Below are 26,966 nucleotides of genomic sequence, written 5' to 3' on the forward strand. Positions count from 1 at the left end.
TCTGACTGGGAGGCGTTGGGGACCGGGACCTGCAGGGTGCGGACGTCACGTCGGTCCCAGCCGCTTCTACAGGACCCTTTCGAGGAAGGCCTGGGTTCGTTTCTCACGGGGGTTGCCCAGGACTTCGCGGGCGTCGCCGCGCTCGACTGCGATGCCTTCGTCCATGAACAGGACCTCGTCGGCGACTTCGCGGGCGAAGCCCATCTCGTGGGTGACGAGCAGCATGGTCATTCCGTTGCCGGCGAGGTCGCGCATGACGGCGAGTACTTCACCCACGCGCTCGGGGTCCAGCGCGCTGGTGGGTTCGTCGAACAGCATGATGGTGGGTTCCATCGCCAGCGCGCGGGCGATGGCCACGCGTTGCTGCTGGCCGCCGGAGAGTTGAGCGGGGTACTTGTGGCCACAGCCCTTGAGGCCGACCTTGGCCAGCAGCTCTTGTGCCTGCTCCCGGCAGGTGGCGCGGTTTTTCTTCTGCACCAGCACCGGTCCGGACATGACGTTGCTTTCGGCGGTCATGTTCGGGAACAGGTTGAACTGCTGGAACACCATGCCGATGCGGGCACGCTGCTCGGCCAGCCGCTGCGGGCGGACGGCATGGTAGGCGTCGTCCTTCTCGACGTAACCGAAGTCCTCTCCATTGACTCGCAGGACTCCGCGGTCGACGGTCTCCAGGCCGTTGATGCACCGCAGCAGGGTGGACTTGCCCGATCCGCTCGGTCCGATGATGCAGGAGATCTCTCCGGCCGCGACGGTCAGGTCGATGTCACGCAGGACCTGGTGACGTCCGAAGCTCTTGCACAGCTTGCGTGCGACGATCGTTCCGTCGGCGTTAACAGCAGGGACTCCCTCGTGGTGGGAATTGGCTGGCCCGCCCCCGGCTCGGCCGGCGTGGCGGCCGGAGTCAGCCGCGCCCGGGTCGAGCGGGAGAAACGGCGCTCGATCATGGACTGCGGCACGCTCAGCACCAGCGTCATGATCAGGTACCAGAGACTGGCCACGATCAGCAGCGGGATCGTCTGGTAGTTGCGGGCGTAGATCGACTGTGCGCTGTTCAGCAGGTCGGCGACGCCGAGCACGCTCACCAGCGAGGTCTCCTTGAGCATGCCGATCACCTGGTTGCCGGTGGCCGGAATGACCGCTGGCATGGTCTGCGGGATGATCACGTGCCGGAGCTTGGTGAACCCCGACATGCCCAGGGACTCCGCCGCCTCGTGCTGTCCGCGGCTGACCGAGGCGAACCCGCCGCGGATGATCTCGGACATGTAGGCGGCCTGATTGAGCGTCAGTCCCACGATGGCCGCGGTCATCGGCGTCATGATCGCGTTCACGTTCACCGGCGTGGAGATGTCGGTGAACGGGATGCCGATCGAGAGGTGCGGATACAGGGCCGCGATGTTGAACCAGAAGACCAGCTGCACGAGCACCGGGGTGCCGCGGAAGAAGGTGATGTAGAGCTGGGCAAGCCCGGAGACGGGCCGCTGGTGCGACATGCGCATCACCGCCAGCACCAGCCCGAGCAGCGTGCCCAGGGCCATGCTCGCCGCGGTCAGGAGGAGCGTGATCAGCAGGCCGTTGAGGATGGTCTCGGTGGTGAAGTAGCTGAACACCACCGGCCAACGGTAGTTCTCGTTCGTCACCGCGGTCCACACCAGACCGGCGACGATCGCGATCGCGACGGCCCAGGCGACGTAGTCGCGCGGACGTTTCGGCGTGACCCGCTTCTTTTCTTCGGCCAGCAATGGTGACATCGGTCGGCTCCCGGTCTTCGTACCGATCAGATCCGTGGACATGTCAGTCCTGCGGGACGGCCATGGCCGCGGTCTTGATCCCGAGGTCCTTGAGACCCCAGCGACCGAGCGCCTGGGTGTACTTGGGGTCGTCGATGATCGACTGGATGGCAGCCCTCACCGCGGGGGTCAGCGGCGAGTCCTTCTTCAGCGCGACGGTCGCGGGCTTGGTGGCCACCAGGGGCCTGAGGACGTCGAACGTCTTGGGCTGCTGCGCGGCCGCCCACTCGAGCGAGGTGAAGTCGTACATCACCGCGTCGATCCGCTTGGAGACCAGCTGGGTCAGAGCGTCGTTCACGCTGGGCAGGGTCACGGATTTGATGGCCGGCTTGCCCTGGCTCGTACAGTCCTGCTTGGACAGCTGGGGCAGCCACTGGAGCTCCGCGGTGCTGCCGGAGGGGACGGCGACGCGGTGCCCGCACAGCGTGTGAGTGCCCAGCTTCTGCGGGTTGCCGTAGGGGACGGACACTCCTGTCCCGGAGTTGATGTAGTCGACCATGTCGAGCACCTTCAGCCGGTCGCTGGTGGCGCCCATGGTGGAGCTGGTGAAATCGTACCGATCAGCCTGCAGGCCGGTGATGATGGTGTCGAACTTGACGTTGTTGATCTGGAGTTTCAGGCCGAGCTTGGCAGCGATCAGCCGGGACATGTCCGGGTTGAAGCCGATCGGGGTCTTGTTGTCCGATGCCATGAACGTGGTGGGCGGGTACGACAGGTCCATCGCCACCGAGAGCGTGCCCTTGGCCTTCACGCTCGCGGGCAGCAGCTTCACCGCGTTCTGGTCCGGATTCACGCCCACCGAGATGTCGTCGGTGTGCTCGGCGGACGCGCCGACTCCCCCGCCCTGCGTCGTGCCCTTCGCCCCCGCGTTCTGCGCGGTGCCGGTCGACCCGCACGCGGCGAGCGCGAGGGCCAGGGCGGTGGTGACGAGCGGGATGCTCAGGTGTCTGTTGACCTGCATCGCGGCGGCCACGGCGCCTGCGGTGCGGAATGCGTTTCTGCGGCCTGTCCGGTTGGTTTCCATGGCGGTGCCTCCTGGGGATGCGGGGATGCGGGGACGACGTGCGGGTCGGACGGGGGGCTGGTGAGCGGGTGAGCGTCGGGCGTCAGATGCCCAGCATCTGGTTGAGCTCGTCCAGGGACTTGACGGTCACGTAGTCGTAGCCGTGGGTGACCGGGTCGCAGCCGCGGTCCAGCAGGACAAGATTGCGGAAGCCCATGTCGTGCATCGGCATCAGGTCGTAGCGGGTGTGCGAGGAGACGTGCACGAAGTCCTCGGGGGACGCGTCGAGCTGGTCGAGCATGTACTCGAACGCGGCGTAGCGGGGCTTGTAGTAGCCGGCCTGCTCGGCGGTGAAGACGGCGTGGAAGTCGGCGCCGAGCCGGGGCACGCTCTCGGCGAGGAAGGAGTCGTCGGCGTTGGAGAGGATCACCAGCTTGTAGTTCTCGCCCATCTTCTTCAGCGGTGCCGGCACATCCGCGTGCGGGCCCCAGCTGCGCACGCCGTCGGCGAGCCGCTTGCCCGCGTCCGGGACCGCCTTGATGCCCCACTTGCGGCAGACGCCCTCGAAGGCGGCCTGCAGCGTCTGCTCGTAGGGGTAGTACTTGTCGAGGACCGAGTCGTAGCGGTAGCCGCGGAACTCCTTGACGAACTGGTCCCACTGCTCGGCGGGGATCTGGTCGCCGACGAGTTCACGCGTGATGGGGGTCATCGGCCACTCGATCAACGTCCCGTAGCAGTCGAACGAGACGTACTTCGGGCGGAACTGGAACGAGGGAATGGGCATGGAAGTGCTCCACTTTCTTGCGTCGGGGAAGTGGTCAGGGCCGGTGCAGGCCCTTTTCAGGCATGCTCACGACAGAGACGTCATGAGGGGGTGATGACGTCGGCAACCGCCGGGGATCAGGCGGCGCCGACTCCTGCCGGAGCAAGGAAGTCGACAGGGTGCTCCGTGGTGCCGTCGAGCGCCAGGTCGGCGGCGATCTCGCCCATCGCGGGCGAGAACTTGAAACCGCTGCCGGAGAACCCGGCCATGACGATGATGTCGTCCTCGCCGGGGAGATGACCGACGAGCGGGTTTCCGGACTTGGTGTAGCCCTCCATGTAGGCCGACATCCTGATGGGGTCGGGGTTCAGGTCGGGCATGAGTTCATCGATGAGCTCGCGGAAGACACCGAGTTCGTCGGGGCGGACAGTACGGTCGAGCCGTTCGGGCTCGGGCACCGGCGCATGGTATTTGAAGGAGAGACCGAGCTTGACGGAGATGCCGTCGGGCGACGGGATTCCGAAGCAGTCGTGGGGTGCGGCGCGCACGAAGGAAGGGGCGCTGCCCGCGAACCAGTCGTGGCGGGTGGGCAGGTGCCAGGAGCAGATCACCCGGCGGACATCGATGGTCCGGGGCAGGTCCGGGAGCAGGTTGTTGATCCAGGGGCCCACGGTCACCACGGCGGCGTCCACGTGGTCCGTGCCCTGGTCGGTGACGATCCGCACCCCACCGCCGGCCGCGGGGGCGACCTCGCGCACCGTGGTGTAGCGGTGCAGCCGGGCGCCCAGGTGCTCGGCATGGGCGGCGGCGGCCTGGATCGACGCCTCCGGCCTGAGGACGGCGCCCAACCGGTCGAGGACAGCGGTGTGTCCGTCCGGGAGCCGGTGCTGCGGGTAGCGGCGGACGAGTTCCTCCCGGTCCAGGACCTCGTGATCCAGCCCGTGGGCGGCGCTGGTGGACAGAAGGAGGCGCAGGGACGGTGAGGCGGTCTCTCCCATCACCAGGCTGCCGCTGCGGCGTAGCAGCGACCGGCCCGTCTCCGCCTGGAGCTGCTCCCACAACCGGTCCGCCAGCCGCAGCAGCGGGATGTACCCCGGCTCGCCGAGGTGGGCGGCTCGGTAGATACGGCTCTCGCCCCCGGCCGCGCCGCGGTCGTGACCCGGTGCGTAGCGGTCGTAGCCGATGACCTCGGCTCCGCGGGCGGCCAGTCGCCACATGGTCTGGCTGCCCATGCTGCCGGCACCGATCACGGCGACGCGCTTCGGGATGCGCATGAGGTCGCTCCTCTCGATGGTGTGGTGGGGGGGCAGTGGGGCCCCAGCACTGTGCGGACACCGTGTGGACCTTTCCGGTTCGCGTCCTGCTGGGGATGGCGTTCACTCTCCGCCCGGGAGAACCCGCAGGGCAACCCACACTGTGTTCCGCCTCGGGGCCTTCTTGAGACGGTCTGTCACGGCGGACGACCGGGCTGCCCGAATGACGGGCCGCCTCTTGTCACGATGAGTGGCCGATGCGAAGGTGAGCCCGATTCCCCTCGGAAGAAAGCACCACCTATGCCACCCAGACGTCACGCAACCGGGCACTTCCCCACGCTCAGGGAGGTACTGCTCCTGCCCGTGCTCGCCGAAGGGATGCCTCGCGTGCTGGCAGGCGAGTCACGGCTGGACAGCCCGGTGCGCTGGGTGCATGTCACCGAGCTGCTCAACCCCGCGGACTTCCTGGAGGGCGGCGAGCTGATCCTGACGACCGGTGTGCCGCATCCCGAGAAGGCCTCCGAGCTGCGCGGCTACGTCGACCAGCTCTCGGACGTCGGCGCGGCCGGCCTGATCGTGGAGCTCGGGTACCGGTACCAGAAGGTGCCCCAGGAGCTGGTGGCGGCGTGCCATGCCCGTGATGTGCCGCTGGTCGAGCTGGCCCGGGGCGTCCGGTTCATCGACGTCACGCAGACGGTGCACGCGCTCATCCTCGACGCCCAGGGGGCCCTGCTGCGCCGCGGGCGGGACATCCAGGACATCTTCACGGCCCTGACGCTGCGGGGCGCGGACCCCGAGGAACTGGTGCACACCACCGCGGAGCTCACCGGAGCCCCCGTGGTGCTGGAGGATCTCACCCACCGGGTCCTGATGTGCGAGCTGCTCGGCCGGCCGTACGAGCCGGTGGTGTCGGCCTGGTCGCGGCGTTCGCGGGCCGCCCCGACGCCGGAGAGGATCACGCCGAGCGGCCCGGAGGGGTGGCTGATCGCGCCGGTGCAGGACCACCACGGCCCGTGGGGGCGGCTGGTGCTGCTGGAGGACCGGCTGAGCGCCGAGCCCGACCCGGAGCACGTCCTGGTGCTGGAGCGTGCGGCGATCGCGCTGACCATGGCGCGTCTGGCGGGGCAGGCGTGGTGGGAGCGCCGGGCCCACCGCTCCGTACTGCGGGACCTGTACGAACGGCGTTTCCGCTCCCCCGCGGACGCCCGCGCCCGCGCCGAGGCACTGGGACTGCCCACCCTCGGACACCGCCTGTTCGCCGTGGTCATCCGCCACCCGTACACCGGCACCGAGGGGGAACACCTCGACGAACGGATCGCGAAGGCGCTGACGCACACCGGTGTCCGCACCCTGGTCGGCGAGACGGCCCCGGGCCGCATCGGTGTCCTCATGGCTCTGGCACAGGCGAGCGCCTGGCAGCCGGTCGCCGAACGGATCGGCCGCCTGGCCCGGGAAGAACTTGGACCGCGGGCAGTTGTCGCCGTCGGCCCCGGGGTGACCGACCTCGGCGGGATCGCCGGGTCGTGGCAGGAGGCGGAGCAGACGGCCGAGGCGATCACACCGGCCTCCCCCGAGCGGTGGTTCTACGTCCCCGCCGACGTCCGGCTACCGGAGTTGCTCGGCATCCTTCGGGAGGACACCCGTCTTCAGCGGTACGCCGAGCGGCAACTGACCCGCCTCATCGAGCACGACGACCGCAACAGCGGCGATCTGCTCCCGGCACTGCGCGCCTATCTGGCGGCGGCCGGGAACAAGTCCGTCGCGGCGAAACGCGCCGGCATGTCCCGGCAGGCGTACTACCAGCGCCTGCACACCATCGAGCGGCTCCTCGGCTGCGACCTGGAGTCAGGACTGGAGCGCACGTCCCTGCACGTCGCGGTGCTGGTTCTGGACGCGGGAGAAGCACCGGCAGAGGGCGCGCGGGAATGATGACCGGTGGGCGGCGTCGTCCCTGCCGCCCACCGCGGAAGAACATCGCTCAGAGGAGCTCGATCAGCCTGTCGGTGAACTCGGCGGTGGTCGCGGTTCCGCCCAGGTCACGGGTGCGGGTATCGGTCTTGGCCAGGACCGACGCGATCGCGTCCGTGATGTCCTTGGCCGCGGCGGGATGGCCGAGGTGGTCGAGCATCATGGCCGCGGACCAGATCGCGCCCAACGGGTTGGCGATGCCCTGGCCCGCGATGTCGGGCGCTGAGCCGTGTACCGGCTCGAACATCGAGGGGAAGTCGCCCTCGGGATTGAGGTTGGCCGCCGGGGCGATGCCGATGGATCCGGCGACCGCGGCCGCGAGGTCGCTGAGAATGTCGCCGAAGAGGTTGGAGGCGACGACGACATCGAAACGGGCGGGGTCGAGGACGAACTTGGCCGCCAGCGCGTCGATGTGCTCCTGGTCCCAGGAGACTCCGGGGTGCTCGGCAGCCCTCTCGGCGATCAGCTCATCCCAGAACGGCATGGTGTGAATGATGCCGTTGGACTTGGTGGCGGAGGTGAGCTTCCCCCGGCGGCGGGCGGCGAGCGAGAACGCGTAGTCGGCGACACGGGTGACCCCGGCCCGGGTGAACACCGCTTCCTGGACGGCCAGCTCCTCGGCCGTTCCCTGGTTCAGCCGTCCGCCGATCTCGCTGTACTCGCCCTCGACGTTCTCCCGCACGACGACGAGATCGACCTCGCCCGGCCGCGCGCCGCGCACCGGACTGTCGATGCCTGCGAAGACACGGACGGGCCGGAGGTTGACGTACTGGCGGAAGCTGCGCCGTATCGGGATCAGCAACCCCCACAGCGAGACATGGTCCGGCACCCCCGGGTAGCCGACGGCGCCCAGCAGGATCGCGTCCTTATCGCGCAGCTGGTCGATCCCGTCGGCGGGCATCATCGCGCCCTCCCGCAGGTACCGCTCGCACGACCAGTCGTAGGACGTGTAGGACAGGCTGAAGCCGTGGCGGCGGCCGAGAACATCGAGCACCTGCTGCGCTGGGGGCAGTACCTCGGCGCCGATGCCGTCGCCGGGGATCAGGGCAATGCGGTGGTTGGTCGTCATACCGTCGATTGCAGCAAGGCGGTCCGCGGGGCGTCCAAGACGTAAAGCGGATACCCCTTATAAGCGGCGCCTATCAGTTGCCGGCGGCTGAGAGGGCAGCCGTGACGAACGCGGCGGCCGCCGGCGACAGGCTGCCGCGGCGGCTGACGAGAGCGATGTCCAAGGTGTTCTCCGGCTCGATGTCCAGGACGCGGGCGCCCAGCTGCCGGGCGAGGTCCCGCCAGGAATCCATGACCACCGCGAGCCCCACATCGGCCAGTACCAGGGGCATGAGCGACACCCGGTGCTCGGTCTCGGCGGCGACGGTGAACTCGATGCCCTGTTCCCGCAGCGCGTCGACGTAGGCGCGCATTCCGGTACCCGGCTGCCCGACGATCAGCCGCTGTCCGGCAAGCTCCTGACACCCCACCGCTGTCCGATCAGCGAACGGGCCGTCGGCCGGCACCATCAGCGCAAAGCGCTGCCGCCCCAGCGCATGGCAGACGACCTCTTTGTCGGAAAGCGGCCCGGCGGACGCCAAGAGCCCCAGTTCCACGGCACCCGTGCGCACCATGTCGATCACGTCACGCGCGGTGAACGCCGCTTTGATGGCCACGGAGACGCCGGGATACCGGTGACTGAAGGCACTCACCAGACTCGTCAGCGGCTCCACCGCCTGCGAGGGCACGGATGCCACGTCCAGGCGCCCCTCACGCAGCTCATGCACCGCCGCGACACTGGCTCGCGCCGTCTCCAAACTCCGCACCGCCTCGCGGGCAGGCTCGATCAGAGCCCTTCCGGCTTCCGTCAGCACTGCCCTGCGCCCGATGCGATGGAACAACTCGGAACCGAGATCACGCTCCAGTGCCCGCACGGCCTGCGACAGCGACGGCTGCGACACGTACAGAGCCGAGGCCGCACGGTTGAACCCCCCACGATCAACGATCGCAAGGAAGTACTCCAACTGCCGAACATCCATTACGCACCCTCTGCCCCTCAACACAGCAGCCGACGACTCGATGGTCCCGACCATGGTTGCGTGGAGGACAGCCTCGACGAAGCACGGACCCCCGATGCGGTGACCGTTTCTGTCACCGAGCACAGTCACAGCTGGTTGAGGCGCTCGTCGCCACCATGCAGGCCCACGGCAGCCCGGACGCCGTCACCGGCCTCCCCGAGGGCCATGCCTGGTGGTATGTCGAGTTCGACTGCTACGACGCGGACGCGGTGAAGGCCCACGCCTCCGGCGCTGCTGGATGTACCGCAGCGCCGGAGAACCTGGCTGCTCACCCGCGCGACTTCGCAAGCTCCTGACTCGGACGCGAGGGAGCGGTGTGGAAGCCTGTGCGGTCGCCACCAGGCGGACCGTCGCCGCGGTGACGACCGCACAGGAACCCTCGGTGCGCGCAGGCCGGTGCGGCCGGAAAGGACGCCACCCCGGCCCGACCACGTCATCGCCGCGCCGCTCCCGATGTGCCGGCCTCCACCGCGGCCGCCCATGCCTGGAGTCCCTGGTCCACCGCCGTCTCGTCGATCACCAGGGCCGGGATCATCCGCACGACCTGGTTCCAGGCGCCGCACAGAAGCAGGAGCAGACCCTGGTCGACAGCGGCCCGCTGCACACGGGCGGCAGTCTCGGGGTCCGGACTGCCGTCCTCGGTGACGAACTCGGTGGCGAGCATGAGCCCGAGGCCGCGTACGTCGCCGATACCTGCGGTCCGGTCGGCCACCGCCTCCAGGCCCTGGCGAAGACGCTTGCCCATCGCCTCGGCGTTCTCGACGAGCCTCTCGTCGCGGACGACGTCGAGGGTGGCGCAGGCCGCGGCGCAGGCGACGGCGTTGGCGCCGTACGTACCGCCCTGCGAGCCGGGCCACGCCTTGGTCATCAGCTCCTCGGAGGCGGCGATTCCTGACAGCGGGAAGCCGCTGGCCAGGCCCTTGGCGGTGACGAGGATGTCGGGCGTGACGCCGAAGTGGTCGTGACCCCAGAAGCGGCCGGTGCGGCCGACGCCCGTCTGTACCTCATCGAGGATCAGCAGGAAGCCGTGGCGGTCCGCCCGCTCCCGCAGGCCCTCCATGAAGGCGCGGTTGGCGGGGACGTATCCACCCTCGCCGAGCACCGGCTCGACGATGATCGCGGCAGTGTCGGCGGGCGAGGAGATCGTCTGGAGCGTGTAGTCCAGCTCCTTCAGCGCGAAGCGGGTCGCGGTCTCCTCGTCCCAGCCGTATCGGTATGCGGACGGGAACGGAGTGACGACGACACCGCTCATCAGCGGGGAGAAGCCGGACCGGAAGCGGGTGCCAGAGGTCGTCATAGAGGCGGCGGCGACCGTACGGCCGTGGAAGCCGCCGTGACAGACGATGACATTGGGGCGGCCGGTGGCCTGCCGGGCCAGCCGCAGCGCGGCCTCCACCGCCTCGCTGCCGGAGTTGGTGAAGAACAGGCTGTCGAGCCCCTCGGGCAAGACCTCGCCCAGCTTGTCGACAAGCCGCCGCAGCGGCTGGTGCATGACTGTCGTGTACTGGCCGTGGACGAGGGTGCCCACCTGTTCCTGGGCGGCCGCTACGACCTTGGGGTGGCAGTGCCCGGTGCTGGTCACGCCGATGCCGGCGGTGAAGTCGAGGTAGCGGCGGCCGTCCTCACCGTAGAGGTGGACGCCCTCTCCCCGGACCGCCACCACGGGCGTGGCCTGGCGTAGGTGCGGCGACAGTGCAGTCATGTTCGTCTCCCGGCGGATCGTCGGTCTGGCTCCGGTCCGGTCGAGCATCTCCGCGTACCTCGATGACGCCAATGCGCGATCTGTCCGCCCCCGCCACGGCATCTGGACGTTGTGTCAGCCGCACCCGGCGTCACGCCCCGCTCGTCCTGCTCACAGCAGCCCTTTCAGAGCTCTTGCGCAGGTCAGCGAGGATTGTCAAGGTGACGGAGCACCCCGGGAGGCCCCATGCACGAGAACCACCACACGGCTGCGCGGCCCGTCACCGACGGTCCTGACGCCTCCTTGGCAGGCCCGGACATGGCCACCGCCAACCATCCGCTCACCGTGGCCGACGTTCTGACCCTTCCCGTCCTCGCCGCCGGGCAGCCACAGGTCGTCACCGGAGCAGACCTCCTCGACCGCCCCGTCCGCTGGGTTCACATGACCGAGCTCACCGACCCTGCCTCTTTCCTCAAGGGCGGCGAGCTCGTACTGACCACCGGCATGCCCCTGCCCGAGGAGCCGGCCGGTGTCCGCCGCTACGTGAACGAACTCGCCGACATCGGCGCGGCAGCCTTGGTCATCGAACTGGTCCGCCGTTACCACCGCCCGCCGGACGCCCTGGTCCATGCCTGCGAGGCGCGCGGGCTCCCCCTCGTGACCCTGGCCAAGGACGTCAACTTCCTTGAGGTCACACAAGTCGTCCACGCTCTCATCCTCGGCAACCAGGCCGAGGAGATGCGCCGGACCCAGCGCATTCACGAGGCGTTCACCGCCCTCACCCTGCGCGGCGCTGTGCCCGAGGAGGTCGTACGTGCCGCCGCTGAGATGAGCGGCCACACCGTCGTACTGGAGAATCTGGCCCACCAGGCACTGATCTGCGCGCCCTCCGCAGGCACGGTCGAGGCAGCGCTCAGCGACTGGGAACGGCGCTCACGAGCGACACCTCCCGCCGGCCGCACATCCGTGTCCGGACCCGGCGGCTGGCTCGTGACATCCGTGGAGTACCAGGGCGAAAGCTGGGGCCGGGTGGTCATGCTGCCCGCTCCGTCAGGTCGGCCCACCCCCTCGACATTCGGCCCGACGGCTGTGACCGTTCTGGAGAGAGCTGCGATGGCCCTCACCATCGCCCGCGTCATCCACCCCGTGCCCTGGGAACGCACCGCACACCGCAATCTCCTGCGCGACCTCGTCGGACAACGTCACCACTCTCCTGCGGACGCCGCGGCCCGGGTCGCCGCACTGGGTCTGTCCACCAAGGACTGCGGCTTCATGGCCGTGCTCGCGGACTTCCCTCAGGAGACGGACGCGACGAAAAGCGAGGCCCTCCTGTGCGAAGAGCTGAGGAAGCAGGGGACACAAGCCCTCGTCGGCGTTCTCGGCCCCACGCGCCTCGGCATCCTCCTGTCCCTGCGCCCCGGCCAGCCCTGCCCACCCGTGGTCGAACATCTGAGCCGCACCGTACTCGAGTTGGCGCCGGGGGCCACCGTCAGCGCAGGCAGCGAGGCGGCGGACCTCTTCGATGTCGCCCGATCCTTCCGCGAGGCGACCCGCGTCACCGAAGCCACCGAGCCCGGCCAGCCGCTCCCGCCGGGACGCTCCTACCACCAGCCGTCCGACATCGGCTTGCGCCGCCTTCTCTTCGCGCTCCGGGAGGACATCCGGATCCAGGACTTCACCGAGCGCCGGCTCAGCCGACTCCTCGACCATGATGCCCGCCACGGGACGGACTTGCTGACGACCTTGCGCCACTACCTTGACGCGGCAGGCAACAAGACCCTGGCAGCCCGCTCCGGCGGTCTGTCGCGCGAGACCGTCTACCAACGTCTGCGCAGCATCGAGCGGATACTCGACTGCGATCTCGAGTCCGGCGAACACCGCACCGAACTGCACATGGCACTCACAGCGCTCGACGTCCTACGGGCCAGGTGAGCCGCTGGCCACAGCACGCACTCCCATATGGCGTCGGTAGCATGCCCCTGTGCTCAGGCGGGCAGCCTGCCCCAGGTCCCGTTGCCCTACCTCCCGCCGCACCTCCCGGGCTCCTGGTGATCACGGCGGCACTGGCTGGCCAGCGTATGCCGCCGAGCGCAGGTTCGGGGAGGGTTCACCCGACACGGATCGTTCCGTATCACCCGCAGGATGAGGTGGCGGTCCGCCAGGGGCCGCGGCGCGACCCGGCTTCGCATTCGCACGGCTCTGTCGTTCTTGCGATTGGCCTGAACCTGCCGACGCGTGCCAGAACACGTCTACCTGATCACGAGCCTGACCGCGCACCATGCGCACACTGTTGACCTCATGCGGAACGTGTTCACGGGCATTGGGCTACCGAGAACCGGGCGCACCACGTCAGGGGCGTGACCTTCGGAGCGGACTCCTGCCCAGCAGCAAGACAAACGTGAGCCCACGAGGAAGCCGCCCAGCTCATCTCCGCACCTGCTCCAGCCTCGCCAACGACCTGACGGTCTTTCAGCCCGTGCGTCATTCGTGCGTCACGCCGCAGGAACCAACGGGCTCCGCCACCGCCACGCACCCCTCCCCCTCGGACGAATGCGCAGGTCACGCGGCATCGTCCGCCTTCACCCGTTCCCACTTTGCCAAACAGGTCGAGCAGACGAAAGAATTCAGAGAACCGCAGGTCAAGAGCCCTTTGCAGCGGGTTCCAGGATTGCGACGCACTCCACGTGCGACGTCATCGGAAACAGATCAAAAACCCTGAGCGTCCGCACCCGATACCCTCCGTCCCGGAAGTACCCCAGATCCCGGGCCAACGCAGCCGGATCACAGGCGACATACGCGATCCGCCGCGCCCCCAGGGACGACAGATGCTCGACCGTCTTCCGTCCCGCCCCCGCCCGCGGCGGGTCCAGCACGATGAGGTCGACCTCCGTGATCCCGGTCCGCGGGAGGACGGACTCCACCTTGCCCTGCTCGATCCGCACCCGGTCGAAGCCGGCGAGGTTGTGCCGTGCGTCCTCCACCGCCCGCTTGGCGGACTCGATGCCGAGTACCGCACCCTGGTCGCCGAGTCGGTCGGCCAGCGCGCCCGCGAACAGGCCCACACCGCAGTACAGGTCGAGCGCCATCTCGCCCTTGCGCGGCAACAGGCCCTGCATGACCGCCTTCACCAGGGTGTCGGCGGCCTGCGGGTGCACCTGCCAGAAGCCGCCGCTGCCCACCCGGTGGGTACGGCCGTCGGCCCGCTCGCGCACGAACGCGCGGCCGTGGACGCGGTGGATGCCGCCGTCCTTCTCCTCGACGCGCATGACGGAGACGGGCCTGTCGAGTTCCACGAGGGGAAGACGGGCTCCCGGACGAGGCTCCAGGATCACCATGCGGTCCTGCGACCCCGTCGCCGCGATCGCCTCCACCGACGCCATCCCGGACCAGTCGCGCTGCTCGATGCCCAGCTCGCTCACGCCCGGCGCCGCGATCATGCAGTGCTCGATCGGCTCGACCTCGTGCGAACGGTGCCGACGCAGACCCACAAGACCATCCGCAGACACCGCGTACTGCACACGCGTGCGCCACGCGGGCACCTCGCCCGCCGGCAGCTTGTCGCCCTCGGCCGGCATCACGGTGCCGTCCCAGCCGGCCTCCTCGGGCGTGAGGCCCGCGAGCCGCTTCAGCTGCTCGGCGACGACCTCGCCCTTGAGGCGCCGCTGCGCGCCCGGCTTCGCGTGCTGCCAGTCACAGCCCCCGCAGCGGCCGGGTCCGGCGTAGGGGCAGGGCGCCTCGATACGGTCCTTGGACGCCTCCAGGACCTCGACAGCATCCGCACGCAGAAAACGCGCGCCCTCCTCACCTTCCGTCACCCGGGCCACGACCCGCTCACCGGGCAGCGTGTGCCGGACGAACAGCACCTGACCGTCGGCCGTACGGGCGATGCAGTGCCCGCCGTGGGCGACGGGCCCCACCTCGACCTCGTAGTCGACCCCCACCAGCGATTTCTTCGGTTCTGCCTGCATGGCGGGGTGACTCCACAACGTCAAGGGAAGAGGCGGGACGACAGCCCACCGGGACAACAGCCCACCAGTCTACTTCGGCGTCGACGACTCCTTCGCCCGGTCCACAGCGGCCGGCCCCCGCCGCACCGCACCCGGCGCGTTCCACTCCTGCCGCTTGCGCGCACGATCGCGAGCCGCCTCGGAGGACTGCAGCTGATAGGGCACCGAGGTCACCATGACCCCCGGTGTGAACAGCAGCCGGCCCTTGAGCCGCAGCGCGCTCTGGTTGTGCAGCAGATGCTCGTACCAGTGGCCGACCACGTACTCGGGGATGATCACGGACACCGCGTCCCGCGGCGACTCCTTACGCAGCCCCTTCACGTAGTCGATGATCGGGCGCGTGATCTCCCGGTACGGCGAGTCAAGCACCTTCAGCGGTACGGCGATCCCGCGCCGTTCCCACTCCTCGCGCAGCGCCTTGGTCTCGGCTGGGTCGACGTTGACGCTCAGCGCCTCCAACGAGTCCGAGCGCATCAGCTTGGCGTACGCCAACGCCCGCAGCGCCGGGCGGTGGATCTTGGAGATCAGGACGACGGAGTGGACGCGGGAGGGCCGCAGACTGTCGTCGCTCGGCCCCTCGGGCGCGGCGAGCTCCTCGGCGACGCGGTCGTAGTGCTTCCGGATCGCCGTCATCGTCGCGTAGAAGATGCACATGCCGAGCAGCGCCACCCAGGCGCCGTGCGTGAACTTGGTGACGAGGACGACGACCAGGACCAGGCCGGTGAAGAAGGCACCGAAGGCGTTGATCGCGCGGGAGCGGATCATGTGGCTGCGCTTCGAGGCGTCCTTCTCGGTCGCCAGGTGGCGGTTCCAGTGCCGGACCATGCCCGTCTGGCTGAGCGTGAAGGACACGAACACGCCGACGATGTACAGCTGGATCAGCCGGGTCGAGTCGGCCCCGTAGATCCACACCAGCAGCGCTGCCGCGCCCGCCAGCAGCACGATGCCGTTGGAGAAGGCGAGGCGGTCGCCGCGGGTGTGCAACTGACGCGGAAGGTAACGGTCCTGCGCGAGGATCGAGCCGAGGAGCGGGAAGCCGTTGTAGGCGGTGTTGGCGGCGAGGAACAGCACCAGCGCGGTGGCCGCGGCGAGCACGATGAACAGGAAGCTGCCCTTGCCGAAGACGGCCTCGGCGACCTGGGAGATCACCGGGTTCTGGACATAGTCGGAGCCGAGGGCGACGCCGTTGTGGATGAGGTCGACGGCCGGGTTCTCGGCCATGCGGACCTTGGTGACCATGGCCAGCGCGATGATCCCGCAGAACATCGTGACGGCCAGCAGGCCCATCGCCGCGAGCGTGGTCGCCGCGTTCTTCGACTTGGGCTTGCGGAAGGCGGGCACGCCGTTGGAGATCGCCTCGACACCGGTGAGCGCGGCACAGCCGGAGGAGAAGGCGCGCAGCATCAGGAAGACCAGCGCGAAACCGGCCAGCCCCTGGTGCTCCGCCTTGATCTCGTATCCCGCCGTCGGTGCCCGCATGGTGTCGTCGAGGACCAGTCCGCGGAACGAACCCCAGGCGATCATGACGAAGACGCCCGCGACGAAGACGTAGGTCGGGATCGCGAAGAGCGAGCCGGACTCCTTGACCCCGCGCAGGTTCATCAGCGTGAGCAGGACGATCACGGCGATCGCGCAGAACACCTTGTGCTCGACGACGAAGGGCACCGCGGAGCCGAGGTTCTCGATGCCGGAGGAGATCGACACGGCGACGGTCAGGACGTAGTCGACCAGCAGGGCGCTGGCGACGGTGAGGCCGGCCTTGGGGCCGAGGTTGGTGTTGGCCACCTCGTAGTCGCCGCCGCCGCTCGGGTACGCGTGCACGTTCTGCCGGTAGGAGGCGACCACCGTGAACATCAGCACGACGACCGCGACGGCGATCCACGGGCTGAAGTGGTATGCCGACACGCCCGCGATGGACAGCACCAGCAGCACCTCGCCGGGCGCGTACGCCACGGACGACAGCGGGTCGGAGGCGAACACGGGAAGGGCGATGCGCTTCGGCAGGAGCGTTTCCCCGAGCCGGTCACTGCGCAGTGCGCGCCCGATCAGGATGCGTTTGGGCACGTCGGTCAGTTTGGACACAACAGAGAAGCGTAAGCGTTCGAACGGGCGGCCAACCACCCGGCACCCCGCATCTGCTCTCCGGGTGAAAACAAGACACTCTCCGGCTACGGATTCCCCAGGCGGGCGGAGCGGCATGCCTATATGACAAGACCCCGTCCATCGCCGCCCCCGGAGGTCCCGTGCACACGACCGCAGAGCTGATCGGCGCCGCCGCCACCCTCGTCGGCCTCGGAATCCTGACGCTCGCGAGTGTCCGCAGCATCAGCCGCCGCTGACGACACGAAGTAACGGGCAACCGTGCACAGGGGTGCCGTCGTCCTACCGCGCGTGTGTAGCTTGGGCGTCGGTCTGAGACCCTGATGTGGCTGAGCAGTAATTATTGACACCGGAAGGACGGTCGTGCACATCGTCATCATGGGCTGCGGGAGAGTGGGTTCCGCTCTCGCCCAGACCCTGGAGCAACAGGGGCACACGGTCGCCGTGATCGACCAGGACCCCACCGCCTTCCGACGACTGGGCTCCGGTTTCGGCGGTCGTCGTGTCACCGGAGTCGGCTTCGACCAGGACACCCTGCGCGAGGCGGGCATCGAGGAGGCCGGCGCCTTCGCCGCGGTCTCCAGCGGCGACAACTCCAACATCATCGCCGCCCGCGTGGCCCGCGAGATGTTCGGCATCGAGAACGTCGCGGCCCGCATCTACGACCCCCGCCGCGCCGAGGTCTACCAGCGCCTGGGCATCCCGACCGTGGCCACGGTCCGCTGGACGGCCGACCAGATGCTGCGCCGGCTGCTCCCGTCCGGCGCGGAGCCGCTGTGGCGCGACCCCACGGGTGGCGTCCAGCTGGCCGAGGTGCACGCCTCGACCGCCTGGGTCGGCCACAAGATCAGCAAGATGCAGGAGGAGACGGGCGTCCGCGTGGCGTTCCTGACCCGCCTCGGCGAGGCGATCCTGCCCACCTCGCAGACCGTGCTCCAGGAGGGCGACCTGGTCCACGTGATGATGCGTACAGACGACATCGAGAAGGTCGAGGCGTCCTTCGCCGAGGGCCCCGAAGAGGAGGGCGGTCACTGATGAGGGTCGCCATTGCCGGTGCCGGCGCGGTGGGCCGCTCGATCGCGGGCGAACTGCTGGAGAACGGCCACGAGGTCCTTCTCATCGACAAGGCGCCGACCGCCATCTCGGTCGAGCGCGTCCCGCAGGCGGAGTGGCTGCTCGCCGACGCCTGCGAGATCACCTCCCTGGACGAGGCCGCGCTCCAGCGCTGCAACGTCGTGATCGCCGCGACCGGCGACGACAAGGTCAACCTGGTCGTCTCCCTGCTGGCGAAGACGGAGTACGGCGTCCCGCGCGTCGTCGCCCGGGTGAACAACCCGAAGAACGAGTGGCTGTTCAACGAGTCCTGGGGCGTGGACGTCGCCGTCTCCACCCCGCGCCTGATGTCCGCCCTGGTGGAGGAGGCGGTGAGCGTCGGCGACCTGGTCCGCCTGCTCCGCTTCAGCCACGGCGACGCGAACCTCGTCGAGCTGACCCTCCCCGAGGAGTCGGCCCTGGCCGGCACGACGGTCGGCGACGTGGAGTGGCCCGAGGACACCTCCCTGGTCACCATCATCCGCGGCACCCGCGTCCTCACCCCGTCCCGGGAGGACTCCCTGGAGGCCGGCGACGAACTCCTCTTCGTGGCGGCCCAGGCCCGCGAGGAGCAGTTGGAGGACCTGCTGTCGGTACGCAGGGAAGACGCCTCCTAAGCGGTACGACGACGGAGGGCGCCCTGCACACGCAGGGCGCCCTCCGTCGTCGTACCGGAAGTACAGGCGACTACGCCTCGCGCCGGTGCCGCCCGCCCGCGGCCTCGGTATCCCCACGCTCCGCGGCCTGCGCCGCCTTGCGCTCCTCCTCGGCCTTCTCCTCCGCCTCCATCTCCGCGAACACGTCGATCGGAGCCGGCGCCTTCGCGAGGAATACCCAGGTGAGCCAGACGGCCAGCAGGAAGGGCGGGATCTTCAGGGCGACCAGGACCCAGCCGAGCTGGGCGGTGTCGGCCCACCAGTACAGCGGGAAGAGGATCGCGCACTTGGCGAGCAGGATCGCACCCCAGGCGTAACTGGCCTTGGCGTAGGCCTTCTTGCGGCCGGGGTTGCGGGTCCGCCAGGAGAGGTTCTCCTTGAAGACCGGGCCGAGGATGAGCCCCATCAGCGGGACACCCGCGAGTGTGGTGATGACGTACGCGAGACCCAGGCCCAGCGTGTACAGCATGCCCGGCAGATAGAAGTTCTTGGCGTTGCCCGTCATCATCGCGAAGACGACACCGAAGGCGACCCCGAAGACTCCGCTGAAGGCGTGCTTGACGGTGTCGCGCATGACCAGGCGGACCACGACCAGCAGCAGGGACACCGCGAGCGCGGCGATCGCCGAGAGGTGCAGGTCCTTGTTGATCGTGAAGATCGTGACGAAGAGCAGGCCTGGCAGAACGGTCTCGACCATGCCCCGGACGCCGCCGAACGCCTCGAACAGGGCGGCCTCGGTCACCGCCCGCGCGTCATCGGCCTGAGTGTCTTCGGTCGGCTTGTCGAGAGACGTCACCGGCTACTCCCGTCCCACGGGTCGGAGTTCGTATTTCGGATTGAACAGCACCCGGCGGCCCCGGCTCATCGAGATCCGGCCCGACGCGATCAGCTTGCGCCCCGGTTCTATCCCGACGATGGAGCGCCTGCCGAGCCACACCACGTCCAGGGCGGCGGAGCCGTCGAACAGCTCGGCCTCCAGGGCCGGGACGCCCGCGCGCGGCCGCAGGGTGACCGTGCGCAAGGTACCAGTAACGGTCACGATCTGACGGTCGTGACAGTCGCCGATCCGGGTGCAGCCGGCGGTCTCGGTGTCCTCACGCAGCTCCTCGGACTCCAGGTCCTCCTGCGACGAGGAGAGCCGGTCGAGCATGCGCCGGAACCGGCCCACCGGCTTCTCGGAACGCGGAACAGCACTCATATCCGAAAGCGTACCGGGGCCCGCCGACAGCGTTGTACCCGCAGCACTAGCGTTCGAACCGGTATCCCATGCCGGGTTCCGTGACGAAGTGCTTCGGATGCGAGGGGTCCGCCTCCAGCTTCCGCCGCAGCTGGGCCATGTACACCCGCAGGTAGTTCGTCTCCGTCCCGTACGACGGCCCCCAGACCTCCTGCAGGAGCTGCTTCTGGCTGACCAGCCGGCCGGTGTTGCGGACCAGCACCTCCAGCAGGTGCCACTCGGTGGGGGTGAGACGTACGTCCCTGCCGTGCCGCTGGACCTTCTTGGCGGCCAGGTCGACGGTGAACTCGTCGGTCTCCACCAGGACATCGTCCTCTTCGCCCCCGGTGGGCTCGGCGCGGCGCACGGCGGCCCGCAGTCGGGCGAGCAGCTCGTCCATGCCGAAGGGCTTGGTGACGTAGTCGTCGGCGCCCGCGTCCAGCGCCTCGACCTTCTCGTCGGAGGAGTGCCGGGCGGACAGCACGAGGATCGGCACCCGGGTCCAGCGGCGCAGCCCCCTGATCACCTCGACACCGTCCATGTCGGGCAGGCCCAGGTCCAGGACGACCACGTCGGGGTGGCGGGCGGCGGCGAGTTTCAGTGCGGTGGCACCGTCGTGCGCCGCGTCGACCTCGTACTTGCGTGCCCTGAGGTTGATCACGAGGGCGCGCACGATCTGCGGCTCGTCGTCGATGACCAACACTCTGGTCATGTGGCCTGCCTTTCGGGTTCTGCTTCCGTGAAGGGCTCTTCGGGGAGCTGCACGCGCGCGTGTGCCGCGCGGAGTGTCAGCACCATAGTGAGGCCACCGCCGGGCGTGTCCTCGGCATTGAGGGTGCCGTTCATGGCTTCCGCGAAACCCCGGGCCACCGCGAGCCCGAGCCCGACCCCGGCACCGCGCGGGGCGTCGCCGTAGCGCTGGAAGGGCGCGAAGATGCGCTCCTTGGCCTCGTCGGGGACGCCGGGGCCGCGGTCGACGACCCGTACCTCGACCCGGTCGGCGATGGCGCTGGCGGAGACCCAGACCGTGCTGCCGGGCGGACTGTACTTGACGGCGTTCTCGACCAGGTTGGCCACCGACCGCTCCAGGAGCCCCGGGTCGACGGCGACCATGGGCAGCGACTCGGGGACGTCCAACTCGACGCTCCCGTCCGGCACCCCGCCGAGCGCCATCGGCACCACTTCGTCGACGTCGATCTCGCGGATGATCGGGGTGACCGTGCCGGTCTGGAGGCGGGACATGTCGAGCAGGTTGCCCACGAGGTGGTCGAGCCGGTCGGCACCGTCCTCGATGCCTTCCAGGAGCTCCGCCTGGTCCTCCTCGGACCACGCCACGTCGTCGGACCGGAGCGACGAGACGGCCGCCTTGATGCCGGCCAGGGGCGTGCGCAGATCATGCGACACGGCGGCCAGGAGCGCCGTGCGGATGCGGTTGCCCTCGGCGAGCGTGCGGGCCTGGTCGGCCTCCTCCTGGAGCCGGCTCCGGTCCAGGACGACGGCGGCCTGGGCGGCGAAGGCGGCCAGCACCCGCTGGTCCTCGGCGGGCAGCACGCGGCCGGTGAGCGCGAGCGCCATGTGGTCCCCCACCGGCATGTCGACGTCGGCGTCCTCCGGCCGCTCCACGGACGGTCCGAGGCCCGCCCGGCCCGCGCAGGTCCACGGGTCGACGTCGCTCGCCCGCTCCAGCAGGGCCGCCGACTCCATCCCGAAGGTCTCGCGGACCCGCTCCAGGAGCTCCTCCAGACCGGTCTCGCCGCGCAGCACGTTCCCGGCGAGGAAGGACAGGATCTCCGACTCGGCGCGCAGCCGGGCCGCCTGATGGGTCCTCCTGGCCGCCAGATCGACGACGGAGGCCACCGAGATGCCGACCCCCACGAAGATCACGATGGCGACGATGTTCCGGGGATCGGCAATGGTCCAGCGGTGCAGGGGCGGCGTGTAGAAGTAGTTCAGCAGCAGCGAGCCGACCGCGGCCGAGGCAAGCGCCGGGAACAGCCCGCCGAGCAGGGCCGCCGCGACCACGACCGCCAGGAACAGCAGCATGTCGTTGGCGAGGCCGAGGTCGACGGTGGTGAGCAGGACCGTCAGGAGCACCGGTGCCGCCACGCCGACCAGCCAGCCCCACAGGATCCGCGCCCTTCCGAGCCGGCCGCCCCGGGCGACGGGCAGACCACGCCCCTTGGCGACCTCGTCGTGGGTGACGATGTGCACGTCCAGGTCGGGCCCGGACTCCCTCGCGACGGTCGCGCCCACGCCCGGTCCGAAGACGTACTGCCAGGTCTTGCGGCGGGAGGAGCCGAGGACGATCTGGGTGGCGTTGACCCCGCGCGCGAAGTCGAGCAGCGCGGCCGGTATGTCGTCGCCGACCACGTGGTGAAAGGTTCCTCCAAGGTCCTCGACGAGAGTCCTCTGGACGGCGAGTTCCTTGGGCGAGGCGGAGGTCAGCCCGTCACTGCGGGCTATGTAGACGGCGAGCACCTCACCGCCGGCGCCCTTCTCGGCCAGCCGTGCGGCCCGCCGGATCAGCGTCCGCCCCTCCGGGCCCCCGGTCAGCCCGACCACGATCCGCTCCCTGGATCCCCAGATCTTCGAGACCTGGTGCTCACTGCGGTACTCGTTGAGGTACTCGTCGACCCGGTCGGCCACCCACAGCAGCGCGAGCTCGCGCAGCGCCGTCAGGTTGCCGGGCCGGAAGTAGTTGGACAGGGCCGCGTCGACCTTGTCCGGCTGGTAGATGTTGCCGTGCGCCATCCGCCGGCGCAGCGCCTGGGGCGACATGTCGACAAGCTCGATCTGGTCGGCCCGCCGTACGAACTCGTCGGGCACGGTCTCCTGCTGCCGGACCCCGGTGATCGACTCGACGACGTCACCGAGCGACTCCAGATGCTGGATGTTCACCGTCGAGACGACGTCGATGCCGGCCACCAGCAGCTCCTCCACGTCCTGCCACCGCTTGGCGTTACGGGAGCCCGGAATGTTGGTGTGCGCGAGTTCGTCCACCAGGGCGACGGCGGGAGCCCTCCGCAGGACGGCATCGACGTCCATCTCGGTGAAGACGGAGTCCCGGTACTCGATCTCCCGGCGCGGGATCTCCTCGAGCCCGTGCAGCATCACCGCGGTGCGCGGCCGCCCGTAATGCTCCACGAAGCCCACGACACAGTCGGTGCCCCGCTCCATCCGGCGATGCGCCTCGGACAGCATCGCGTACGTCTTCCCGACGCCCGGTGCCGCACCGAGATAGATCCGAAGCTTGCCGCGTCCCATGGGCCCATTGTCTTCCGGTCACTACTGCCTACGCAGCGTCGACCTTACGGCCAACAATCCCGGTGAACGCGGTCATGGCCGACGTCGGGGCACTCTTTGACACAACTCTGACGCGCGGGACCGCCCGCTCAGCGGGGCAGGGTGGCTGACGTGGCGTGTGGTGCGCGTAGGAGCACCCGCCGACCTTCCGTACGGCCCCGGCAGCACAGGAACTCTACGTGCACCCTGAACTGGCTACGTACAGCGGAACAAAGGGCCGCACCCCGTGACTGGGTACGGCCCTCGACGTCGTACGACTACCGGACCTCGGTGATCTCCGGTCCGCGCTGGAGCTGACCCATGCCGCCGGAGAAGCGGGAGCCCTCGTCCTGCTGCTGGACGCCCTCGGGGACCATCTGGGCGTCGTTCGGGAGCTTGAGGACGATGGGGTCGCGGGGCGCCATCGGGCCCTCGCCGCGGACCACGACCGTGTCCCGGAAGATCTGCTCCAGGAGCCCGGCCGCCTGCGGCTGCACCGCGCCCTGGCCCGAGATCACACCGCGCAGGAACCAGCGCGGCCCGTCCACACCCACGAACCGCACGACCTGGAAGCCGCCCGTGCCGTCCGGAAGCTGCACCGGAACCTGGGCGCGCAGCTCCCAGCCCAGCGGACCCTCGACCTCGTCGACGATGCCGCCCTGCTGGGTGATGCCGGAGCCGATCTCCTCGCGCACCTCGCCCCAGATGCCCTCGCGCTTGGGAGCGGCGAAGGCCTGCAGTTGGATGGCGCTGTCGCGCAGTACGACGGTGGCCGCGACGATCGCGTCGCCCGCGACCTCGACCCGCAGCTCCATGCCCTCGACGCCCGGCACGAACAGACCGCCCAGGTCCACCCGGCCCTCGGCGGGGTCGCGGACCTCGGTGTCGTCCCAGGGCCCGTCGGGGCGCGGCTCCGGCTCCAGTCGTACCCGCTGGCGCTCTACGTCGTCCGCCTCAGTGTCGACACTGTCGACGACCTGCTCGGCCTCGCCGGCCGCGTCCTCGGCGGCACCCTTCTTCTTGCGACGTCCGAACACGTCACTGTCCTTCCCGGTCGGATACGACCGATGCGTATCGATTCCCACCCGTTGTGCCGCCCACGGCGGCCCCAGCGCCTGTATCGCCCCCGTCGCCCACGGCGGCGTGACCGCCGGTGGACCCGAAGCCCCCCTCGGCCCGCGCCGACTCGGGAAGCTCCGCGACCTCCTGGAAGCGGACCCTCTCGACCTGTTGGACGACGAGTTGAGCAATCCGGTCGAAGCGCTCGAACCGCACCGACTCGTGCGGGTCGAGATTCACCACGATCACCTTGATCTCCCCACGGTACCCGGCATCAACCGTCCCCGGGGCATTCACGAGAGCGACACCGCAGCGGGCGGCGAGGCCGGATCGGGGGTGCACGAAGGCCGCGTACCCCTCCGGCAGCGCCACAGACACCCCCGTGGGCAGCACGGCCCGCTCCCCCGGCTTGAGTTCACGGCTCTCGGTGGTCCTGAGATCGGCCCCCGCGTCACCGGGGTGCGCGTACGCCGGAAGCGGTACGTCCGGGTCGACGCGGCGGATCAGCACGTTCAGGGGATCACGGCTCACGGGTTCACCTCGAAGGCACGGGCACGCCGGACCTGGTCCGGGTCGTCCATGGCGGCCCGGATCTCCTCCGGGCGGCCGTTGTCGATGAAGTGGTCGACCTTGACCTCGATGAACAGGGCGTCCGCGCGCACCGCGACGGGTCCCTCGGGGCCGCCGATCCGGCCGGTCGCGGTCGAGTAGATCTTCCGCCCGGCCACCGCCGTCACCTCGGCCTCCAGGTACAGCACCGTGCCGACGGGCACCGGCCGTACGAAGTCGGTCTCCAGGCGCCCGGTCACGGCGATCGTGCGCAGCAGCCAGTTGAGCGAGCCCAGCGTCTCGTCGAGGGCGGTCGCGAGCACACCGCCGTGCGCGAGTCCGGGAGCGCCCTGATGGGCGGGGCGCACGGTGAACTCGGCGGTGACCGAGACCCCCTCGCCGGCCCGGGCCTCCAGGTGCAGCCCGTGGGGCTGCTCGCCGCCACAGCCGAAACACTGGCCGTAGTGCGCACCGAGCGGCTCACCGGGCGCGGGAGCGTCCGGGTGTCGCACGGGTTGCGACGCGTCGGCGGGAGGCTGGAGAGCCGGGGAAGTACCACTCACAGGCGCAGACCTTACCCGCGCGTCGGGCCTGTCAGGACACCGTGCCAAGCTTGGCTTCATGCAGCCCTCCGCCGCCCCGTACGACGAACGCCTCACCGCCCCCCGCTCCTGGTGGCTGATCTCCTTCCTGGTCGGGGTCTCCTTCGCGCTGATCCTGCTTCCCTTCGGGACGCTTCCGCTGCTCGGCGGCCTGGTCGGCGGCACCGCCGTGGCGGCGGTCTGCGCCAGTTCCTACGGCTCGATGCGCATCCGCGTCGTCGGGGACTCCCTGATCGCGGGCGAGGCGAAGATCCCGGTGTCGGCGCTGGGCGAGGCGGAGGTCCTGGACCCGGAGGAGGCCAGGGCCTGGCGGACCTACAAGGCCGACACCCGCGCTTTCCTGCTGCTGCGCTCCTACATTCCCAGGGCGCTGAAGGTGGAGGTCACCGACCCGGCCGACCCGACGCCCTATCTGTATCTGTCGACGCGGGAGCCGGAGCGGCTGGCCGAGGCGCTGAAGGCCGCCCGGACGGCCGCCGCCTAGAACATTCGTGCAGGGCCTCACCCGACCGTCCGGACGGTGGAGCCCGAAGTCTCACGGAAGTCTTACTTCTCCAGCTGAAGCGGATCCGCCGGAATCTCCAGGGCCGGCAGCTGGGACAAGTCCTCCCACGACACCTGGCTCCTGCGCAGATCCTTGCGGATCCGCTCGGCGAGCTTTCTGGTGTCCCGGCGGTTCATGACCGCCCCGACGGCCGCGCCCACCAGGAACGGCATCAGGTTCGGCAGGTCGCGGATCATGCGCTTCATGATCTGCTGCCGCAACTGCTGTTTCATCGGGCCGTTGAGCGCGCCGCTCACGGTCGACGGCTTCTTCACGTCGATCCCGCGCTCTCCTGACCAGGAGTTCAGATACGCGGTGCTGCGCTCCTTGAGGTTCCCGGGCGGACGTACGCCGTAGACCTCGTGGAGTTCGGCGATCAGCTTCAGCTCGATCGCGGCCACGCCGGTGATCTCGGCGGCCAGTTCGGTCGGCATCGCAGGCGGCACGGGAAGCATCGCCGCCGCGCCCACCCCGGCCCCGACCGTCGCCGTGGCGCTCGCGGCGCCGGTGACGAGCTTGTCCGCGAGCTCCTCGGGGCCGAGCCCGGGGAACTGGCGGCGGAGGGTCGCGAGGTCGCGTACGGGGATTCGCGGGGCGTTCTCGATGATCCGGTCGGTGAGGTACGCCAGGCCCGCCCTGGCCCGGCTGCCGCCCTTGCGGACCCCTTCCCGGGCCCTGTCCCGGATCGCCGCCACCCGTCGCTTGGCGACGGGCGCGGGCGTTCCGGTCGGACCGGTCGGCGCCAGGAGGTCAGCCCGGCCGGCCGCCGGTTCGAGCGAGGCTCCCGGATCGGAAGAGCCCCGCTCGTCGTCACGCGCACGCTGGGGGCCGTCGAACGGCCCCTGGTCCGCTCCCTTCCGGGGAGAGCGGCGCTTCCAAGGAGGGGTCGAGCCAGTCATGCCCGACCCGCCCTCAGTCGCAGTCGCGGCAGATCGGCTGGCCGTTCTTCTCCCGGGCCAGCTGGCTGCGGTGGTGCACCAGGAAGCAGCTCATGCAGGTGAACTCGTCCTGCTGCTTGGGCAGCACCCGAACGGCCAGCTCTTCGTTCGAGAGGTCCGCTCCGGGCAGTTCCAGGCCTTCGGCGGCCTCGAACTCATCCACGTCCACGGCGGACGTCGACTTGTCATTACGCCTGGCCTTGAGCTCTTCAAGGCTGTCCGAGTCGACGTCGTCGTCGGTCTTGCGTGGGGTGTCGTAATCCGTTGCCATGTCGCTCTCCCCCTCTGGGTGTCTGCGGTGTCTCCAGCGCACGTAACGCGTGAGAGGCCGGACTTGTGCCCGACCCGAGGCGGAGATTTTGCCTCACATCAAGGTCTGTTACTCAATCGACACCCAACC

25 protein-coding genes are annotated in these 26,966 nt (G+C 69.5%); 6 read left to right on the forward strand and 19 right to left on the reverse strand.

Going from position 1 to position 26,966, the window contains the following annotated elements:
- Window positions 1-66: 66 nt before the first annotated feature.
- The 5 genes from AB0D34_RS11810 to solA all read right to left on the reverse strand — a co-directional run bounded on the left by AB0D34_RS11810 (window position 67) and on the right by solA (window position 4,827).
- Window positions 67-816, reverse strand: a complete 750-nt coding sequence (locus AB0D34_RS11810) for an amino acid ABC transporter ATP-binding protein (protein WP_362661001.1) — start codon at window positions 814-816, stop codon at window positions 67-69.
- Window positions 753-1,748, reverse strand: a complete 996-nt coding sequence (locus AB0D34_RS11815) for an amino acid ABC transporter permease (protein ID WP_362660201.1) — start codon at window positions 1,746-1,748, stop codon at window positions 753-755. The genes AB0D34_RS11810 and AB0D34_RS11815 overlap by 64 nt, the downstream gene beginning before the upstream one ends.
- Before the next feature lie 43 nt (window positions 1,749-1,791).
- Window positions 1,792-2,811, reverse strand: a complete 1,020-nt coding sequence (locus AB0D34_RS11820) for an ABC transporter substrate-binding protein (protein ID WP_362660204.1) — start codon at window positions 2,809-2,811, stop codon at window positions 1,792-1,794.
- An 82-nt stretch (window positions 2,812-2,893) separates the two neighbouring features.
- A complete protein-coding gene (locus AB0D34_RS11825) occupies window positions 2,894-3,574 on the reverse strand; it encodes a haloacid dehalogenase type II (RefSeq protein WP_362660207.1) in 681 nt (226 codons plus the stop codon).
- 116 nt (window positions 3,575-3,690) lie between these two features.
- Complete coding sequence (gene solA, locus AB0D34_RS11830; RefSeq protein WP_362660211.1) at window positions 3,691-4,827, reverse strand: N-methyl-L-tryptophan oxidase; 1,137 nt, start codon at window positions 4,825-4,827, stop codon at window positions 3,691-3,693.
- Between the two features lie 279 nt (window positions 4,828-5,106).
- On the opposite strand from solA, the gene AB0D34_RS11835 reads away from it, so the two are divergent.
- A complete protein-coding gene (locus AB0D34_RS11835; RefSeq protein ID WP_362660214.1) occupies window positions 5,107-6,735 on the forward strand; it encodes a PucR family transcriptional regulator ligand-binding domain-containing protein in 1,629 nt (542 codons plus the stop codon).
- Between the two features lie 49 nt (window positions 6,736-6,784).
- Here AB0D34_RS11835 and AB0D34_RS11840 read toward each other — a convergent pair whose 3' ends face one another.
- Both AB0D34_RS11840 and AB0D34_RS11845 read right to left on the reverse strand, forming a co-directional pair.
- A complete protein-coding gene (locus tag AB0D34_RS11840; RefSeq protein WP_362660217.1) occupies window positions 6,785-7,843 on the reverse strand; it encodes a tartrate dehydrogenase in 1,059 nt (352 codons plus the stop codon).
- A gap of 73 nt (window positions 7,844-7,916) precedes the next feature.
- The gene (locus AB0D34_RS11845; protein ID WP_362660220.1) at window positions 7,917-8,801 is read right to left on the reverse strand and encodes a LysR substrate-binding domain-containing protein; all 885 of its coding nucleotides are present in this window, start codon (window positions 8,799-8,801) and stop codon (window positions 7,917-7,919) included.
- Between the two features lie 155 nt (window positions 8,802-8,956).
- Here AB0D34_RS11845 and AB0D34_RS11850 point away from each other — a divergent pair, with 155 nt between their 5' ends.
- Complete coding sequence (locus tag AB0D34_RS11850; protein WP_362660222.1) at window positions 8,957-9,136, forward strand: hypothetical protein; 180 nt, start codon at window positions 8,957-8,959, stop codon at window positions 9,134-9,136.
- 137 nt (window positions 9,137-9,273) lie between these two features.
- On the opposite strand, the gene AB0D34_RS11855 is transcribed toward AB0D34_RS11850, so the two are convergent.
- A complete protein-coding gene (locus AB0D34_RS11855) occupies window positions 9,274-10,542 on the reverse strand; it encodes an aminotransferase class III-fold pyridoxal phosphate-dependent enzyme (RefSeq protein ID WP_362660225.1) in 1,269 nt (422 codons plus the stop codon).
- A gap of 225 nt (window positions 10,543-10,767) precedes the next feature.
- Here AB0D34_RS11855 and AB0D34_RS11860 point away from each other — a divergent pair, with 225 nt between their 5' ends.
- The gene (locus AB0D34_RS11860; protein WP_362660228.1) at window positions 10,768-12,453 is read left to right on the forward strand and encodes a PucR family transcriptional regulator ligand-binding domain-containing protein; all 1,686 of its coding nucleotides are present in this window, start codon (window positions 10,768-10,770) and stop codon (window positions 12,451-12,453) included.
- Window positions 12,454-13,160: 707 nt separating this feature from the next.
- On the opposite strand, the gene AB0D34_RS11865 is transcribed toward AB0D34_RS11860, so the two are convergent.
- Together AB0D34_RS11865 and AB0D34_RS11870 are read right to left on the reverse strand one after the other, a co-directional pair.
- Entirely contained in the window at window positions 13,161-14,489 is a 1,329-nt protein-coding gene (locus AB0D34_RS11865; RefSeq protein ID WP_362660231.1) for a class I SAM-dependent RNA methyltransferase, read from the reverse strand.
- A gap of 69 nt (window positions 14,490-14,558) precedes the next feature.
- The gene (locus tag AB0D34_RS11870; protein ID WP_362660233.1) at window positions 14,559-16,610 is read right to left on the reverse strand and encodes an APC family permease; all 2,052 of its coding nucleotides are present in this window, start codon (window positions 16,608-16,610) and stop codon (window positions 14,559-14,561) included.
- A 381-nt stretch (window positions 16,611-16,991) separates the two neighbouring features.
- Here AB0D34_RS11870 and AB0D34_RS11875 point away from each other — a divergent pair, with 381 nt between their 5' ends.
- Both AB0D34_RS11875 and AB0D34_RS11880 read left to right on the forward strand, forming a co-directional pair.
- Window positions 16,992-17,663, forward strand: coding sequence for a TrkA family potassium uptake protein (locus AB0D34_RS11875; protein ID WP_007385233.1), 672 nt, complete (start codon window positions 16,992-16,994; stop codon window positions 17,661-17,663).
- Entirely contained in the window at window positions 17,663-18,337 is a 675-nt protein-coding gene (locus AB0D34_RS11880; RefSeq protein ID WP_362660236.1) for a TrkA family potassium uptake protein, read from the forward strand. Before AB0D34_RS11875 ends, AB0D34_RS11880 begins: the two co-directional genes overlap by 1 nt.
- A gap of 70 nt (window positions 18,338-18,407) precedes the next feature.
- On the opposite strand, the gene AB0D34_RS11885 is transcribed toward AB0D34_RS11880, so the two are convergent.
- The 7 genes from AB0D34_RS11885 to AB0D34_RS11915 all read right to left on the reverse strand — a co-directional run bounded on the left by AB0D34_RS11885 (window position 18,408) and on the right by AB0D34_RS11915 (window position 25,045).
- Window positions 18,408-19,172: a DUF3159 domain-containing protein gene (locus AB0D34_RS11885; protein WP_362660238.1), complete on the reverse strand. Its 765-nt coding sequence runs from the start codon at window positions 19,170-19,172 to the stop codon at window positions 18,408-18,410.
- A 3-nt stretch (window positions 19,173-19,175) separates the two neighbouring features.
- Window positions 19,176-19,574 (reverse strand): OB-fold nucleic acid binding domain-containing protein, encoded by a 399-nt coding sequence (locus tag AB0D34_RS11890; protein WP_037710883.1) that lies wholly within the window; start codon window positions 19,572-19,574, stop codon window positions 19,176-19,178.
- A gap of 46 nt (window positions 19,575-19,620) precedes the next feature.
- Window positions 19,621-20,304: a response regulator gene (locus AB0D34_RS11895; protein WP_362660241.1), complete on the reverse strand. Its 684-nt coding sequence runs from the start codon at window positions 20,302-20,304 to the stop codon at window positions 19,621-19,623.
- Complete coding sequence (locus AB0D34_RS11900; protein ID WP_362660244.1) at window positions 20,301-22,856, reverse strand: sensor histidine kinase KdpD; 2,556 nt, start codon at window positions 22,854-22,856, stop codon at window positions 20,301-20,303. The genes AB0D34_RS11895 and AB0D34_RS11900 overlap by 4 nt, the downstream gene beginning before the upstream one ends.
- 296 nt (window positions 22,857-23,152) lie before the next feature.
- Window positions 23,153-23,911 carry a DUF3710 domain-containing protein gene (locus AB0D34_RS11905; RefSeq protein ID WP_362660247.1) on the reverse strand — a complete coding sequence of 253 codons (759 nt, stop codon included), beginning with the start codon at window positions 23,909-23,911 and terminating at the stop codon, window positions 23,153-23,155.
- A 1-nt stretch (window position 23,912) separates the two neighbouring features.
- Window positions 23,913-24,464 (reverse strand): dUTP diphosphatase, encoded by a 552-nt coding sequence (gene dut, locus AB0D34_RS11910; protein WP_362660250.1) that lies wholly within the window; start codon window positions 24,462-24,464, stop codon window positions 23,913-23,915.
- Window positions 24,461-25,045 (reverse strand): PaaI family thioesterase, encoded by a 585-nt coding sequence (locus AB0D34_RS11915; RefSeq protein ID WP_362660253.1) that lies wholly within the window; start codon window positions 25,043-25,045, stop codon window positions 24,461-24,463. Before AB0D34_RS11915 ends, dut begins: the two co-directional genes overlap by 4 nt.
- Window positions 25,046-25,103: 58 nt before the next feature.
- Here AB0D34_RS11915 and AB0D34_RS11920 point away from each other — a divergent pair, with 58 nt between their 5' ends.
- Window positions 25,104-25,568: a DUF3093 domain-containing protein gene (locus AB0D34_RS11920; protein ID WP_362660256.1), complete on the forward strand. Its 465-nt coding sequence runs from the start codon at window positions 25,104-25,106 to the stop codon at window positions 25,566-25,568.
- Window positions 25,569-25,630: 62 nt separating this feature from the next.
- Here the strand turns inward: AB0D34_RS11920 and AB0D34_RS11925 are convergent, their stop codons facing one another.
- Window positions 25,631-26,527, reverse strand: a complete 897-nt coding sequence (locus tag AB0D34_RS11925; protein WP_362660258.1) for a hypothetical protein — start codon at window positions 26,525-26,527, stop codon at window positions 25,631-25,633.
- Between the two features lie 13 nt (window positions 26,528-26,540).
- Window positions 26,541-26,837, reverse strand: a complete 297-nt coding sequence (locus AB0D34_RS11930; protein WP_005481602.1) for a DUF4193 domain-containing protein — start codon at window positions 26,835-26,837, stop codon at window positions 26,541-26,543.
- Between the last annotated feature and the right edge of the window lie 129 nt (window positions 26,838-26,966).

The sequence above is a fragment of the Streptomyces sp. NPDC048420 genome (assembly GCF_040651535.1).
Classification (GTDB): Bacteria; Actinomycetota; Actinomycetes; order Streptomycetales; family Streptomycetaceae; genus Streptomyces.

Coding starts and splice junctions, on each gene's coding strand:
- AB0D34_RS11845 (WP_362660220.1), bottom strand. CDS start 8,801: ATGGATGTTCGGCAGTTGGAGTACTTCCTTGCGATCGTTGATCGTGGG.
- AB0D34_RS11850 (WP_362660222.1), top strand. CDS start 8,957: ATGCAGGCCCACGGCAGCCCGGACGCCGTCACCGGCCTCCCCGAGGGC.
- AB0D34_RS11920 (WP_362660256.1), top strand. CDS start 25,104: ATGCAGCCCTCCGCCGCCCCGTACGACGAACGCCTCACCGCCCCCCGC.
- AB0D34_RS11840 (WP_362660217.1), bottom strand. CDS start 7,843: ATGACGACCAACCACCGCATTGCCCTGATCCCCGGCGACGGCATCGGC.
- AB0D34_RS11855 (WP_362660225.1), bottom strand. CDS start 10,542: ATGACTGCACTGTCGCCGCACCTACGCCAGGCCACGCCCGTGGTGGCG.
- AB0D34_RS11865 (WP_362660231.1), bottom strand. CDS start 14,489: ATGCAGGCAGAACCGAAGAAATCGCTGGTGGGGGTCGACTACGAGGTC.
- AB0D34_RS11835 (WP_362660214.1), top strand. CDS start 5,107: ATGCCACCCAGACGTCACGCAACCGGGCACTTCCCCACGCTCAGGGAG.
- AB0D34_RS11880 (WP_362660236.1), top strand. CDS start 17,663: ATGAGGGTCGCCATTGCCGGTGCCGGCGCGGTGGGCCGCTCGATCGCG.
- AB0D34_RS11930 (WP_005481602.1), bottom strand. CDS start 26,837: ATGGCAACGGATTACGACACCCCACGCAAGACCGACGACGACGTCGAC.
- AB0D34_RS11860 (WP_362660228.1), top strand. CDS start 10,768: ATGCACGAGAACCACCACACGGCTGCGCGGCCCGTCACCGACGGTCCT.
- AB0D34_RS11890 (WP_037710883.1), bottom strand. CDS start 19,574: ATGAGTGCTGTTCCGCGTTCCGAGAAGCCGGTGGGCCGGTTCCGGCGC.
- AB0D34_RS11815 (WP_362660201.1), bottom strand. CDS start 1,748: ATGTCACCATTGCTGGCCGAAGAAAAGAAGCGGGTCACGCCGAAACGT.
- AB0D34_RS11925 (WP_362660258.1), bottom strand. CDS start 26,527: ATGACTGGCTCGACCCCTCCTTGGAAGCGCCGCTCTCCCCGGAAGGGA.
- solA (WP_362660211.1), bottom strand. CDS start 4,827: ATGCGCATCCCGAAGCGCGTCGCCGTGATCGGTGCCGGCAGCATGGGC.
- AB0D34_RS11820 (WP_362660204.1), bottom strand. CDS start 2,811: ATGGAAACCAACCGGACAGGCCGCAGAAACGCATTCCGCACCGCAGGC.
- AB0D34_RS11900 (WP_362660244.1), bottom strand. CDS start 22,856: ATGGGACGCGGCAAGCTTCGGATCTATCTCGGTGCGGCACCGGGCGTC.
- AB0D34_RS11895 (WP_362660241.1), bottom strand. CDS start 20,304: ATGACCAGAGTGTTGGTCATCGACGACGAGCCGCAGATCGTGCGCGCC.
- AB0D34_RS11825 (WP_362660207.1), bottom strand. CDS start 3,574: ATGCCCATTCCCTCGTTCCAGTTCCGCCCGAAGTACGTCTCGTTCGAC.